At 57.8% G+C, this 13,325-nt stretch carries 13 protein-coding genes; 11 read left to right on the forward strand and 2 right to left on the reverse strand.

What is annotated here, in order from left to right; translation table 11 throughout:
- Window positions 1–65: 65 nt before the first annotated feature.
- The 4 genes from H8B14_RS05055 to ccsA all read left to right on the forward strand — a co-directional run bounded on the left by H8B14_RS05055 (window position 66) and on the right by ccsA (window position 4,226).
- A complete protein-coding gene (locus H8B14_RS05055; RefSeq protein WP_187314550.1) occupies window positions 66–737 on the forward strand; it encodes a cytochrome c biogenesis protein in 672 nt (223 codons plus the stop codon).
- A complete protein-coding gene (locus H8B14_RS05060) occupies window positions 718–957 on the forward strand; it encodes a CcmD family protein (RefSeq protein WP_222840552.1) in 240 nt (79 codons plus the stop codon). The genes H8B14_RS05055 and H8B14_RS05060 overlap by 20 nt, the downstream gene beginning before the upstream one ends.
- Before the next feature lie 114 nt (window positions 958–1,071).
- Window positions 1,072–1,500 (forward strand): cytochrome c maturation protein CcmE domain-containing protein, encoded by a 429-nt coding sequence (locus H8B14_RS05065; RefSeq protein ID WP_044014356.1) that lies wholly within the window; start codon window positions 1,072–1,074, stop codon window positions 1,498–1,500.
- A gap of 128 nt (window positions 1,501–1,628) precedes the next feature.
- Window positions 1,629–4,226, forward strand: a complete 2,598-nt coding sequence (gene ccsA / locus H8B14_RS05070; RefSeq protein WP_187314551.1) for a cytochrome c biogenesis protein CcsA — start codon at window positions 1,629–1,631, stop codon at window positions 4,224–4,226.
- Window positions 4,227–4,318: 92 nt separating this feature from the next.
- Here ccsA and H8B14_RS05075 read toward each other — a convergent pair whose 3' ends face one another.
- Both H8B14_RS05075 and H8B14_RS05080 read right to left on the reverse strand, forming a co-directional pair.
- A complete protein-coding gene (locus H8B14_RS05075; RefSeq protein ID WP_187314552.1) occupies window positions 4,319–5,944 on the reverse strand; it encodes a GEVED domain-containing protein in 1,626 nt (541 codons plus the stop codon).
- Between the two features lie 258 nt (window positions 5,945–6,202).
- On the reverse strand, window positions 6,203–8,065 hold the full coding sequence (locus tag H8B14_RS05080; protein ID WP_187314553.1) for a T9SS type A sorting domain-containing protein: 1,863 nt from the start codon (window positions 8,063–8,065) through the stop codon (window positions 6,203–6,205).
- A 189-nt stretch (window positions 8,066–8,254) separates the two neighbouring features.
- On the opposite strand from H8B14_RS05080, the gene H8B14_RS05085 reads away from it, so the two are divergent.
- From H8B14_RS05085 to H8B14_RS05115, 7 genes are all read left to right on the forward strand, one after another.
- Window positions 8,255–9,091, forward strand: coding sequence for a Rossmann-like and DUF2520 domain-containing protein (locus tag H8B14_RS05085; RefSeq protein ID WP_187314554.1), 837 nt, complete (start codon window positions 8,255–8,257; stop codon window positions 9,089–9,091).
- 60 nt (window positions 9,092–9,151) lie between these two features.
- The gene (locus tag H8B14_RS05090; protein ID WP_187314555.1) at window positions 9,152–9,484 is read left to right on the forward strand and encodes a 2Fe-2S iron-sulfur cluster-binding protein; all 333 of its coding nucleotides are present in this window, start codon (window positions 9,152–9,154) and stop codon (window positions 9,482–9,484) included.
- 126 nt (window positions 9,485–9,610) lie between these two features.
- Window positions 9,611–9,850, forward strand: a complete 240-nt coding sequence (iscX, locus tag H8B14_RS05095; protein ID WP_044014350.1) for a Fe-S cluster assembly protein IscX — start codon at window positions 9,611–9,613, stop codon at window positions 9,848–9,850.
- A 63-nt stretch (window positions 9,851–9,913) separates the two neighbouring features.
- On the forward strand, window positions 9,914–10,402 hold the full coding sequence (locus H8B14_RS05100; protein ID WP_187314556.1) for a KdsC family phosphatase: 489 nt from the start codon (window positions 9,914–9,916) through the stop codon (window positions 10,400–10,402).
- Between the two features lie 125 nt (window positions 10,403–10,527).
- Complete coding sequence (locus H8B14_RS05105; protein ID WP_044014346.1) at window positions 10,528–10,722, forward strand: cold-shock protein; 195 nt, start codon at window positions 10,528–10,530, stop codon at window positions 10,720–10,722.
- Window positions 10,723–10,960: 238 nt separating this feature from the next.
- Window positions 10,961–11,893 (forward strand): geranylgeranylglycerol-phosphate geranylgeranyltransferase, encoded by a 933-nt coding sequence (locus tag H8B14_RS05110; protein WP_187314557.1) that lies wholly within the window; start codon window positions 10,961–10,963, stop codon window positions 11,891–11,893.
- Between the two features lie 112 nt (window positions 11,894–12,005).
- On the forward strand, window positions 12,006–13,214 hold the full coding sequence (locus tag H8B14_RS05115) for a BamA/TamA family outer membrane protein (RefSeq protein WP_187314558.1): 1,209 nt from the start codon (window positions 12,006–12,008) through the stop codon (window positions 13,212–13,214).
- Window positions 13,215–13,325 lie beyond the last annotated feature (111 nt).

Genomic DNA, 13,325 nt, shown 5'->3' on the forward strand with positions numbered 1-13,325 from the left:
TTTACTTAGTGCTGCTCTTCACCAATCCTAAGCACTAAGCCCCAAGCACTAAGCTCTGAACAAGCATGAAAAATAACTGGTGGAAAGGTCTGACGGTACTGCTGCTGCTCTATACAGCAGTGGCGGGGCTGCTGGTGCCGGTGCCGCGGCTGGCCATTCTCAACGAAACCATCCGCAACCTCTACTTCCACGTGCCCATGTGGTTCGGGATGACTTTCATCCTGATAGCCTCGGTGTACTACTCCATCCGCTACCTGCGTACGCCTACGCCGGAACTAGATATCAAGTCGCACGAGTCGGCCCGCATTGGCATTCTGATGGGGATAGTAGGGCTGGCGACGGGCAGCATCTGGGCGCGCTACACCTGGGGAACTTGGTGGACCAACGACCCCAAGCTGAACGGCGCGGCCATTGCCATGCTCATCTACGGCGCTTATCTGGTGCTGCGCTCCTCCTTCACCGACGAGCAGCAGCGGGCCCGCATTTCGGCCATCTACAACATCTTCGCCTTTGCCACAGCCATGCCGCTGTTCTACATTCTGCCACGCCTCACCGACTCTCTGCACCCCGGCGCGGGCGGCAACCCGGCCTTCGCCAAATACGACCTCGACAACGCCATGCGCGCCGTGTTTTACCCGGCCGTTATTGGCTGGACGCTGCTGGCCTTCTGGCTGGCGCAGGTGGCCAGCCGCATTTCTCTGCTCAAACTCAAGGTATATGAAAAACAGCTTGCGTAGCTTCCGTACGGGCGTTTTGCTGCTTCTGGCGCTGCTGCTGCCGGTGCTGCACGCCGCCGCCCAAACCGCCGACTCGCCCGAAATGGCCGATACTTTCCGCGCCGATGGCAAGATTTACGTGGTAGTGGCCGTCATAACGGTGGTGCTGGCGGGTTTGCTGGCGCTGCTGGTGTCCCTGGACCGCAAGGTGAGCCGCCTGGAGCGCGAGCTGAAAGACTAGCGGCAGCTGCCTTCGCTGACATAAATCATTGCCGGTCGCGGACATTCTGCGGACTTTTCCGGCTCCTTTTGTTGTTCTGACTGCCCCGGCCCCTAAGGCCATCTGTTGCAACCCATGAAAAAAGCACACATTCTCGTCATTGCTGTCATTGCCGTGGCTATCGGCATCATCATGAGCGCCGCCGGCGACGCCAGCGTGTACGTGTCGTTCAAGGAAGCCCGCGAGCGGGCTTCAGAAGGCAACCTAACCAAGGTGCACGTGGTGGGCCGCCTCCCGCGCGACGGCCAGAAAAACATCCTGGGTTTGGAGTACAACCCCGTGCTTGATCCTAACTATTTCGCCTTCACGCTGGTTGATACCAACCGGATTGCCCAGCGTGTCATCTACTTCAATCCCAAGCCCCAGGACTTTGATAAGTCGGAGCAGGTGGTGATTACGGGGGCTATGCGCAAGGACATCTTCGTGGCCGATAAGATCCTGCTGAAGTGCCCTTCCAAGTACGTGGAGAAGGATATCAAGGGTGCCACGGCGGCGGTGAACTAGAGAGGGAATAGCGCGTCATGCTGAGCTTGCCGAAGCATTTCTCCCGCTGACGTTGCCAGAGTAATTGATTACCACTGCACGCGAGATGCTTCGGCAAGCTCAGCATGACAGTTAGCACTTAGAGTCAAATGCTAAACACTTTCATCGGCGACGCCGGGCACCTGAGCGTAATTGTGGCGTTTGTGGCCGCCACCGTGGCAGCTTACTCGTATTTCATGGCGGCCCGCGGCCGCGCCCTCGGCGACTCCGACGTAGCGTGGCTGCGCCTCGGGCGCGGGGCGTTCATTGTGCACGGCGTGGCCGTAATGGCCGTTATCGGCTGTCTGTTCGGCATCATTCACGGGCACCGCTACGAGTATTACTACGCCTGGAGCCACTCCAGCAACCACCTGCCGGTGTACTACATGATTTCCTGTTTCTGGGAAGGGCAGGAGGGTAGTTTCCTGCTTTGGATATTCTGGCACGTGCTGCTGGGCTTTGCCATCATGCGCTGGAACAAGCTCTGGGAAGCCCCCGTCATGGCCGTATTTGCGGGTGTGCAGCTGTTTTTGACCAGCATGATTCTGGGCGTGGTAACGGGCGGCGTGAAAATCGGCTCTTCACCCTTCATTCTGCTCCGCGACTTCCTCGTAGATCTGCCCGTTTTCAAGCTCAACCCCAACTTCGTGCCCGAAGACGGTACCGGTCTGAACGCCCTGCTGCAGAACTACTGGATGGTGATTCACCCGCCCACGCTGTTCCTGGGCTTTGCCCTGACGCTGGTACCGTTTGCCTTCGCTATTGCTGGGCTCTGGAAAGGTGAGCTGACCCGCTGGGTGAAGCCGGCTTTGCAGTGGAGCCTCTGGGGCGGCCTCGTGCTGGGCGTGGGCATCGTGATGGGCGCCTACTGGGCCTACGAAACGCTGAACTTCGGCGGATACTGGAACTGGGACCCGGTGGAAAACGCCGTGTACATTCCGTGGCTGGTGCTGGTGGCCGGTATTCACGCGCTGGTTCTCTGGGACAAGCGCCGCACCGCGCTGCGCACCAGCTTCGTGCTGGTGGTAGCCACCTTCCTGCTAATTCTCTACGCCACCTTCCTCACCCGCTCGGGCGTGCTCGGCAACGCCTCTGTGCATTCGTTCACTGACTTGGGTTTGTCGGGTCAACTGATGATTTACCTGGGTGCCTTTGTGGTGCTGGCCATCGGGCTGCTGGTGTACCGCTGGAAGTCCATTCCGATTTCCGAGAAGGAGCTGACCACCTACAACCCCGAACTGTGGGTGTTTGTGGGCGCTACGGTGCTGTGCCTGGGTGCCTTCCAGGTGCTCGTGACTACCAGCATTCCGGTGTATAATTCCTTCCTAGGCTTCATCGGTATCAAGTCCAACCTGGCTTTGCCCGCCGACCAGATTGCGCACTACTCGAAAATCCAGCTGTGGATGGGCGTAGGGGTAGCCCTGCTTTCGGGCTTGGCGCAGCTGATGTGGTGGCAGCGCAACGACAAATCCACGGTTATCAATGCCGTGGGCACGCCGCTGGTGCTTACGCTGCTGGGTTCGGCCCTCGTGATTCTGCTGCTCCGCTACAACGGCCATGAGATTCAGCCCGCATACATTGCCTTGCTCACCGCCGGCCTGTTTGGCGTTCTGGCTAACATCAGCACCATTGCGCAGCTGATTCTGCGCCGCGTGAATCTTTCGGGTGGCGCGGTGGCCCACCTGGGCATTGCGCTGATGCTGCTGGGCGTACTTGGCTCGGCTGGCTACTCCAACATCGTATCCAAGAACGTGTCGGGTCTGGTGTACTCCAAGGAGTTTCCTGAAGACCTGAACCGGGACAATGTGCTGCTGTGGCGCAACGACTCGGCCCCGATGGGACCCTACGACGTGAGCTACACCGGCCAGTATATTGATGTGCCCGGCGTGCCCGGCTACGTCAACAAAGACTTGCTGTTCCGTACCGCCGACGAGTACAAAGCCCTGGCCCGCGCCGACATCAAGCGCGCCGACAAGGTGTACTACAAAGCCGGCGATACAGTGGAAATCCTGCCCGAAAACACCTACTACCGCGTCGAGTACAAGGACCGCGAAACCGGTGAAGCTTTCACGCTCTACCCCCGGGCCCAGGTGAACGAGGAAATGGGTGGTTTGCTGGCTTCGCCTGATATCAAGAAGTTCTTCAATCACGATATCTACTCGCACATCAGCTCCGTGCCTGACCCCAGCAAAGAGAAGGATTGGAGTGAGGTGAAGGAAAGCCAGTTGGCCATCGGCGACACGATTTACCTCAACGACTACTTCGCTGTGTTCCGCGGCGTGGAGCCGGCCCAGCAAACCGCCGGCCTCGGCCTGGCCAAAGGCGACCTGGCCATTCAGGCCGACATGATGGTGTACGGCGAGAAAAAGCAGTACCACGTGCATCCGGTGTTTGTGGTGCGCAACAAGATGATTGGCCGCGTGCCCGACGAAATCGAGGACCTTGGTCTGCGGATTTCCATGAATGCCGTAGACCCCACGGCCGGCAAGTTCACCTTCGGGGTGAGCACCACGCAGAAGGACTATATCATCCTGAAAGCGGTAGAAAAGCCATTTATCAACCTGCTGTGGAGTGGTACGCTGCTGATGGCACTGGGCTTTGGGCTAGCGCTGCGCAATGGTATCCGCCGCAAGCAGCCTGCGTCAATTGCCAAACCTGTTCCGAGCCGGGTAACCGCCCGCCAGGCCCGCCCGGAAGCAGTAGCCTAATTGTAACACGACGCAAAAAAGCCCTGACAACGTGCTGTTGTCAGGGCTTTTTTGCGTCGTAGCAGCTAGCCTGTTTCAGAATGCTACATAAGTTATTGTTCTACCACCACTCGCTTCACCACTACTCCGGATGCAGTGCGCAGGTGCAAGGTGTATACTCCCGCTGCCAGTTCGGCCACGGAAAATTGCGCCTTAATGCCGGTAGCAGCGGCCGGCAACGTGCATAGCTGCTGCACCTGCCCGATACTGTTGCGCAACACAGCCTCCACCGATTGCTGGCTGAGCGCAGCCGGCAGCTGCAACGTGAAGCTGTGCCGGGCCGGCGTAGGATAAAGCTCGACGGCCGCCGCCAGAGCAGAAGCACGAACCGGCAGCACTTGGTCGATGACGAGCGTGTAATCTTCGGTTTCGCCGTACTGGCCCGGCGTAGGAGCGCAGGCCCCGGCGGCCGTGAACTGGTTGCCAGCCAGCGCGCTGCGGACCCGCAACCCCACCAGTCCCGGCGTGGCATCAACCGGAACAGTAAAAGAGGCCACACCCGCCGTTACGGGCGACGAAAAGCCTGGCACGGCGGTATACTCGTTGGCGTCGAACACGCCATTGCTATTGAAGTCAATCCAGAACGCCACGTTGCTGTTGTTGCCGCCGGGGTTGCTGCCTGTAATCACCCGCAGCTGGTAGGTTTGGCCCCGCACGAGGGTGGCGGTGCGGCTGGCACTGGTAGCGGCTACGCCTGTGTAGGCGCCATCGGCCGAGCCAAAACAGCCTTCCGAGTGATTGAGCGTGGTATTGACGATCTGCACGTTGCCGATGCTGCTGAACAGACAGTTGCCGCCCAGCGCCGTGGTGCAGTAGCGCGAGGCCAGCGGCGTGCGCAGAACCAGCGGCGCCGCCGGTGATACTGCACCAGTAGCGGTGCAAATATTGGCCAGCGTTGCGCTGTAAACCGTGTTTTCCGTCAGGCCGGTAAGCACAATGGGCGAGCCGGCAAACACACGTGTAGTCTGAACATTACCGGGTGCTGTGAGTACCAACTGGGCCGGAATGTTGGGCAGGTAGCTAATGGTAGCCGAGGTAGGAGTATAGCGAATGGCCGCCTGATTAAGCATAGGCTGTTGCTGGCAGGTAGGAATGGCGGTTTCACGCCGGCAAATAGAAAACGTGCCCCCAGCCGAATTGGCATCGAAGCCTCCCACCCGCACGTACAGCAACGCCCCCGGCACCGGGCGCATGACGATGTCGGGGGCCGCCAGGTTGGGGCCGCTGGCCCGGCTGCAGGCCAGCTGGGCCAAGGTGGTCTGCGAGCAGGACGACTGGTTAAGCACCTGAAACACCCGAACATCACTGGCCGCGCCGCCGAACACCGAAATAGTTACCTCAACGTTGGTCGGCCAGCCGTTGGAGAAGGCCATGGCATACCACACGTCCTTCACCGTCGCAACCGGGTCGCAGGCACCGACGGATGAAGTGACGTTGATACTGCTGCTGGTGGCCCCCAGCGTATTGCCACCAATAGTACTGCAGTCGGGCCCATTATAAGTTAGCGGTAGTGCCTGGCAGGGTTCGTCGTTGGAGGGCGCCTGGGCGTGGGCAACGCTAACCTGGCCGAGCACAGCACCCAGCAACACGCACGCCACGCTGTTGCGCCGCGCCTGCCGTAAACCGGCCATCAGAATTTGCTGACCGAGGCGAAGGAAGAAGAGTAACCGAGGAATCATAAAGCAATGATAAAAAGCTGCAAATCAGCCGAACTGCTCTCCTGCCCATCCAACGGGGCACCGATAATAGCATGCGGCAAAAACAAGAATAGGAAAAATAGTCGTAATGGTTTGTCTGACAGCAATAACCAGCTGAACCATTATGGTAAGTGGGCAAAAATAGTATCAGAGGCTATTGTCAATGAAACAGGGATTTGAAGCACCAAAAAAGGGCAGCCACCAGGGCTGCCCTTTTCAAAAGCTAAACGAGGAGTAGCCCTACTTGGTGATGGTCAGCTGGCGCACGGTGTAGTCGGCGCCGGTCTGCACCTTCAGCAGGTACATGCCGTTGGCGAGGCTGGAGAGGTTCACTTCGTTGGTGAAGTTGTCCTTCAGCGTTGCGGTGTGCACCGTCTGGCCCAGCATATTCGTCACGCTCACCTGCAGGTTGCCCTTGGCGTTGGCACCGCGCACGTCCAGTTTCACCAAGCCCGTGGAAGGGTTAGGATACATGGCAATAGCGCGGTTCAACGCTTCCGAAGTGCCTTGCACGATAGAAGTTTGCGCTTCCATTACGTACGGAATGCCGGCTTCTGCCAAAGTGCCACCGGCAGCTGTGAAGGGCGCAATAGTGTAGAAGGTGGCAGTGCGTGCCGGCGACTCAGCATAAGTAGCTAGTGGGAAATAGCGTGCACCACCCGTTGGGGCTGCCGTTTGCACGACGCCTACATAAAAGTTGCCAGCGGGTGTGGCTACTGCTGTCTGCAGAGGCAGCGTTTTCAGCGTATTAATATCAGCCGTTTGTACTACATAGTCGGCAGAGCGGCCCAATACTGCACCTGCGGCGTTAACCACAATGCTGTATATAGTACGGCCCACTGTGTTGGGGTCAGCTAAGCCAGCGCCTACAGCCGTGATGGTACGCGGAGCAGGCGTATTGAATTTCGTAACGAAAGCACCGGTAGTAGCTGCCGTGAAACCTACACTCTGATTGGGGTCGAACGGCGTATTGTTGGCATAGCTGAACGTGTTTGCCGTTACAACCTGCGTATAAATTTGTGAGTTGTTGGTATTCACTGCATCAGCTGGCACCGATACCACCAGCGTGTTATTGCCGGTGGCATTGGGAGTGAAGGCAGTGAAGGAAACTAGGGTGGAAGTGCCAGGGGCTAGCGTCGTGATGATCTTCGCATCGGAAAACGTGTTAGCACCAGTCACATTCAATGTAACGGGCAAGTTAGTTAGGGCAGTAGAGCCCGTGTTGCTTATTAATGCCTGAACCACCTGCGGGCTACCAACCGGTGCTTTGCCTAGCGAATAAATAATCTGGGCAAAGGCATCATTGGCAATAGCCTGTGTGAAACGGTAGGTGCGGCCAGCATCCGGCAGGAACGTGTTGCGCACAAAATGAGGCGGAATTAGCCCGTTGGATTCGGTTACGAACACCGTAGTAGACCAAGGCGTCGCGCTGGATGCTTTCTGCGCAAACAGGCGGTCAGTTGTGGCAGCGCTGGAGCCTTTCAAGCCTACAAAAAAGCCTGCACCCAAGGGAGCAGCAGTGCCGGCAGTCCAGGTTCCGTATACAAATTCAATTCTGTTGCTGGTCTCGTACAGCTTGATCTGAAATTGCATTGTAGCAAACTGCGAAGCCCCCGCTACTGGCTTATCTGCAACGTTTTTGAACTGAATGGTGCACACCCGGCTGCCAGCACTACCAGTCGTAACCACCCGGTACTCTGTGGGAGAAGCTGTCTGGTTGGAAGCTCCCACAAGGTCGATGCCCGAGGCTGGAGCTATGATGTTCATATCAGACGCCGCAATGTAGTTTGTGGTAGCCGGATCCGAAATGTCTGTGGTGCCAAGCTTAATGAAGCCGTTGGTATTCAAGACAAAGTCGGTAAACGAAGCGCCATTGAAGCTGAACGTGAAACCGATGGGAGTAACAGCCGAATTAGCGTTGTCTGTGTTGGCCGTACTGATTGGGGCGCCAGTTGTGCCCAGGTCGCTGTAAGTGCCTACTGTATTGGTAGCGCCGAACTGATTGTAATTCAGGGCCTGCGCTTGAGCAGCTGTGGTGCCAGCCAGGCCCAGCAGTGCAGCCAGAGCCAGCTTGCGCCAAGGCGCCGTGTACGAATGTGTCATACGGGTAGAGGTGTTGGAAATGGTGGAGGGGTAAAGGGGAAAGAAGATGAATATGACCTCAAAACGATATTGGAGGGCACTTCTTGAGCTTACAAGTTGACTACTTTTTCTGAGAACTACACAAGTCCCATCCGCAAAGCCATGTTCCTGCCCGTACTTTACACCATCCATTCATCTCTGTTTACAATCATGACTTCCGACCCGGCTCTTTCTCTGCGCATTGTGCTGTTGGGGGCAGGCCGGGTGGCCAGCCAGCTGGCGCCAGCGCTCCACCAGGCTGGCCATCAGGTGGCCGGCATCTGGAGCCGCAGCCCCGGCACTGCCGCCGCCTTGGCCGCTACCTTGCCCAATGTCCCTAGCCTGCCCACACTCGACTTAACCAGCCTGCCATCCGCTGATGTATACCTGCTGGCCGTGCCCGATGCCGCTATTCCGGCAGTGCTGGCGCAGGCTCATTTTCCGGCAGGCGCGCTGGTGGCTCACACATCGGGCGCGGTGCCGCTTAGTGTTTTTGAAAGTACGGCAGGTATTGTGGGGGGCGTATTTTACCCGCTGCAGACTTTCAGTGCCGAGCGCACCGTAGACTGGCGCACTGTACCGCTGTGCGTGGAGGGTGCTACGCCCACCGCCCAGCTTACACTGTTGGCGCTGGGCCACACGCTGAGCGGCAGCGTGCAGCCAGTCGGCACGCCGCAGCGGCAAGCCATTCATATCGCAGCTGTGTTTGCCTGCAACTTCACCAATCACCTGCTGGGAATCAGCCACGCCTTGCTGCAGCAACAGCAGTTGCCACTGGCACTACTGGCCCCATTGCTGCAGGAAACAATGGAAAAAGCATTGGCTCACCCGCCTTTTACTGTGCAAACCGGTCCGGCTGCCCGGCACGATGCGCCCACACTGGCTCGGCATCGGGCTGCCCTGGCTTCTCATCCGGCTTGGCTGGATGTATATAACTCTCTGACCAGTAGTATTCAGGAACAACTGGTGCCCTCGCTCATAAACAACCAAGGGGGGGTAGAGCTTTGAATCCGGTAGAGGCGTGCGTACCTTCGTGCCTCCATTTTTTGCCTTGTCAGAAGATTTTTTGTGAAAGCTGTTAACATCACCTTCCAATTTCAAGACGGCCAGCCCGAGCAGACCCATGTGGCCGCCGAAGGCGAGTCGGTGCTGGACGTGGCCTTGAATAACGGCATCCAGCTGCAGCATAACTGCGGCGGCGTCTGCGGCTGCAGCACTTGCCACGTATATGTGCAGCGCGGCGAAGCCTACCTGCCCGAAATCAGCGACAAGGAAGAGGACTTCATTGACCGCGCCGTAAACCCGCGCATCAACTCGCGCCTGGGCTGCCAGTGCGTCGTGCAGGCTTCCAGCCAGGATCTGGTTATCCTCATTCCCGCCCAGGAGTTTCTGGGGCACTAGTTTTAATGTGCCGATTATTGGATGTGCGGATGTGCTGAGCACGTCCGCCTGCTGCGCAGTTTATTTGCGCGGCAACACACCCAACCATCAGCACATAAGTTTACTCAACAATCAGCACATTTCCCTATGGCCCATTTTGAGCCCCCCATCCATTGGAACGACCACGAAGATGTGGCCATTGCGTTGTACGAAAAGTTCGGTGACGATTTCTCCGAAGCCAAAATATACCGCATCCGCTTCACCGAACTGCTGGACTGGGTGTTGGAGCTGCCCAATTTTGAAGGAACCCGTGAGCAGGCCAACGAAGGCCACTTAGAGCAAATCCAGGCCAAGTGGGTGTATGAGTGGCGCGACAATCAAAAATAAGCCGGCCTTTGCCAGCTGGCATCTCCGACTTTATTCTTAGTTTCTGCCTCGAATCCTTCTGCTATGTCGCCGGATTTATCTGTTATTAAGGCGTTTATTCTTGATGTGGATGGTGTGCTCACAGACGGCACACTGCTGGCCTTTAATTCGGGGGAGCAGGCTCGCGCTTTCCACATTCGCGACGGCTACGCCATCCGGCACGCGCTGCGGCAAGGATACCGGATTGCCGTGATTTCGGGCCGCGAAGAAGAAGGAGTTCGTAAGCGGCTGGAGTCGCTGGACGTGCGTGACATGTATCTGGGAGTTGATGATAAGATGAAAATCTTCAACAACTACATCAACACCTACCGCCTCGACCCGGCCAACATTGCCTACATGGGCGACGACATGCCCGATCTGGAAGTAATGCGCCGCTGTGCCCTGGCTGCCTGCCCCGCTGATGCTGCCACCGATGTGCGTGCCATCAGCACCTATGTCTCGGCACTGCCTGGTGGGCATGGGGCCGTGCGCGAGCTGATTGAAGCCGTGATGAAGCAACAGAAGACGTGGTAATTAGTTGCCTGGGTGCGTTTTAGGCTAGTTTTCGTAACAGTGGGGCTCTGCCCAAGCCAAGTTGCGTTTTTCCGAATTACCTCTATCTTTACCCACTCATCCATTCAACATTTTCTTCTTTTTTCATGAAAACAGGAACCGTAAAATTCTTTAATGAGGCAAAAGGCTACGGCTTCATTACGGATGATGTGACGAAGGAAGATTTCTTCGTGCATATTACCGGCCTGAACGGCGGCCAGGTGCAACAAAACGACCGAGTGGAATTTGAAACGCAGGAAGGCCGCAAAGGTGTGAATGCTGTGAATGTGAAGAGGGTATAGATTCCGGTTCCGACTTGCTGTATAAGCATCAGGTAAGCCTCTCCTTAACTGGAGGGGCTTTCTTTTTGGCCAGTGGTATCGGTTTGACACCCACTGTTATTGGATATTATAGTGTGTTGGATGTCAGTAGTTAAAGTCGTGAAGGCCGACATGCCGGGCTGCAGCCAGCGCTGCTTGTAGTGTGTGGCCGGAGGCCCGGTTTCCGTAGCTGCTTCCGGACTTCGTACTTTGCGGCCCTATGGCCGGAGCTGCTCCTTTTTCGTCTGCTGATGCGGCCCCCGAGCCGGCAGAACCGCACGGCGAAGCCGGGCTGTGGCCATTGGCCCAGCTGATCCGGCTGCCCAATCTGCTGATGATGCTGCTGTGCCTGGCGCTGGTGCGCGCGGGGTTGCTGCAGCCCACCCAGCCGCTCCAGGCACTGCTCAACTGGCGCTTCGGGGTGCTGGCACTGGCGGCTCTCTGCGTAGCGGCGGCCGGCTACATCATCAACGACTATTACGACGTTAAGATTGACGCCATCAACCGCCCCAAGCGCTTGGTGGTAGGGCGCGTGGTGAACCGCCGCCGGGCCATGCTGGCGCACATGCTCTTATCTGGAGTAGGCGTGGTGCTCAGTGGGTTACTCTCACCGCTGCTGGGGCTCGTGAATCTGGGCTCGGCATTGCTGCTGTGGGGCTATTCGGTGCGGTTCAAGCGGGTGGCGCTGGTTGGCAATGTCAGTATTGCTACCCTGACGGCGGCGCTGGTGCTGCTGCCGGAACTGCAGCTCCAGACCGGCGTTGTGAGTGTGTGGCAGTATGCGCTGGCAGCGTTTCTGCTAACCGTAGTGCGCGAAATTGTGAAAGACGTGGAAGACATGCGCGGCGACGCTCAGCACGACTGCCGCACGCTGCCCATTGCGTGGGGGGTGGCTCGTACCAAGTGGGTGGCCGGGCTGTTCCTGACGGCATTGGTGGCGCTGGTAGCCGGCGCCAGCGGCTATGCGCTTATCCACGGGCGTGTGGTGCTGGGCGTGTGGTTGCTGGCCACCGTGCTGGGGCCGTCGTTGTGGCTGGGGTATTTGCTGTTTCGGGCCGACCGCCGCCGGCATTTTGCGCACTTGAGCAGCTGGTGCAAAGGCATTATGCTGGCCGGCGTATTGTCGATGTTAATGGTTGAGGTTATCCGGTAACCGTAGATGACTTCATTGCGTTAGTGCAACCAGACAAGCCGCTGGCACCCCGGAATATCCGTTGCCCGGCAGCTGGCTGCCCACTTCTATCTTCTCCCTCACAAAGCTCTTTATGCGCTTTCTCTACATGCCGCTGGCATTATGTCTGCTGGCCCGGGTTGGTAATGCCCAGGTAGTTACCGACAGCGTTTCGGCACCTGCTCCCGGCCTCAGCCGCCCCGCCGATGCGTCACCTAAAAAGTCCATGTTTGCGCCCAGCGACAAGCCTAGCTTTATTCCGGTGCCAATTGCTTTCTATCAGCAGGAAACCGGCTTTGCAGCCGGCGCCGCTATTTTGCCGGTGTGGCGCTTCGGCACCGATACCACAGTGCGTAAGTCCAATGCTCGCCTGATTGCCTGGTACTCGCAGGAAAAGCAAAGCACCATTCAGCTGACGCATACCATCTTCACACCCGGCGAAAACTACTTCTTCACCGGCGAGTTGAGCCGCTACGACCAGAAGCTGTTTTATTACGGCCTTGGTAATGATAACTCCACCGACAACGAGTCAGATCTGGCCTACACGCTCATCATCTTCGATCAGAAGGCCATGAAGCGGGTAGCGCCCAACCTGTTTGCCGGCGTGCGCTACCGTTTCACCAATACCACCGACATCGAGCCGCAGGGTACCGCCGACAATGGCGCCGACAACTACTTCACCCGCGACCCGCGCCTGACGGACCGGGAACGGCAGGACACCCGGATTTCGGGTGTGGGTCCGGCGGTGCTTTTCGATGGCCGCGACAATGTGCTGGCTACCTACCGCGGCTCGTTTGTGGATGCCCACATGCTTTTCAACGGTGACGGTATCGGCTCCGACTACAAGTTCACCCGCTACCAGGTCGATGCCCGTCATTTCCGGCCGCTGTTTGGGTCCAACAATACCATTCTGGCCCTCAACTACCTTGGTTCATTTCACTCCGGCACCGTGCCCTTCCGGGAACTGGGTGGCCTGGGTGCCAACCTGGGCGGCGCGCTCTACAACAACGCCGGCCTAATGCGCGGCCTCTACGAAACCCGCTTCCGCGACCGGCAGATGATGACCTTTCAGGCTGAGCTGCGGCAGAAACTGTTCTGGCGTATTGATGGTGCCGTATTTGCCGGCGCCGGCCAGGTAGGCTACAAACTATCCGACTATGCCTTCGACCAAACCCGCTATGCCGGGGGGGCAGGCCTGCGCTTCCGCTTCAACCGTCGCGACCGGCTCAACATCCGCTTGGACTACGCCGGTGGCACCGATACTCCTCCGAGCATCTATTTTGCGGTGGGCGAAGCCTTCTAGCAAGCATTGCTCCAAGCAGAAAGCGCCGTTCGGACTTCCGTACGGCGCTTTCTGCTTGATAAAACTTTCGCTGGCGCCTGGAAAAAGGTGGTTCAGCTACGAATACGCCAA

This window comes from Hymenobacter puniceus (assembly GCF_014333525.1).
In the GTDB taxonomy this organism is placed as follows: Bacteria; Bacteroidota; Bacteroidia; order Cytophagales; family Hymenobacteraceae; genus Hymenobacter.

Bases quoted from the DNA above. Each gene is read 5' to 3' on its own strand.
- H8B14_RS05065 (WP_044014356.1), top strand. From the start codon at position 1,072: ATGAAAAAAGCACACATTCTCGTCATTGCTGTCATTGCCGTGGCTATC.
- H8B14_RS05060 (WP_222840552.1), top strand. From the start codon at position 718: ATGAAAAACAGCTTGCGTAGCTTCCGTACGGGCGTTTTGCTGCTTCTG.
- H8B14_RS05100 (WP_187314556.1), top strand. From the start codon at position 9,914: ATGTCGCCGGATTTATCTGTTATTAAGGCGTTTATTCTTGATGTGGAT.
- iscX (WP_044014350.1), top strand. From the start codon at position 9,611: ATGGCCCATTTTGAGCCCCCCATCCATTGGAACGACCACGAAGATGTG.
- H8B14_RS05055 (WP_187314550.1), top strand. From the start codon at position 66: ATGAAAAATAACTGGTGGAAAGGTCTGACGGTACTGCTGCTGCTCTAT.
- H8B14_RS05110 (WP_187314557.1), top strand. From the start codon at position 10,961: ATGGCCGGAGCTGCTCCTTTTTCGTCTGCTGATGCGGCCCCCGAGCCG.
- H8B14_RS05105 (WP_044014346.1), top strand. From the start codon at position 10,528: ATGAAAACAGGAACCGTAAAATTCTTTAATGAGGCAAAAGGCTACGGC.
- H8B14_RS05085 (WP_187314554.1), top strand. From the start codon at position 8,255: ATGACTTCCGACCCGGCTCTTTCTCTGCGCATTGTGCTGTTGGGGGCA.
- ccsA (WP_187314551.1), top strand. From the start codon at position 1,629: ATGCTAAACACTTTCATCGGCGACGCCGGGCACCTGAGCGTAATTGTG.
- H8B14_RS05075 (WP_187314552.1), bottom strand. From the start codon at position 5,944: ATGATTCCTCGGTTACTCTTCTTCCTTCGCCTCGGTCAGCAAATTCTG.
- H8B14_RS05080 (WP_187314553.1), bottom strand. From the start codon at position 8,065: ATGACACATTCGTACACGGCGCCTTGGCGCAAGCTGGCTCTGGCTGCA.
- H8B14_RS05115 (WP_187314558.1), top strand. From the start codon at position 12,006: ATGCGCTTTCTCTACATGCCGCTGGCATTATGTCTGCTGGCCCGGGTT.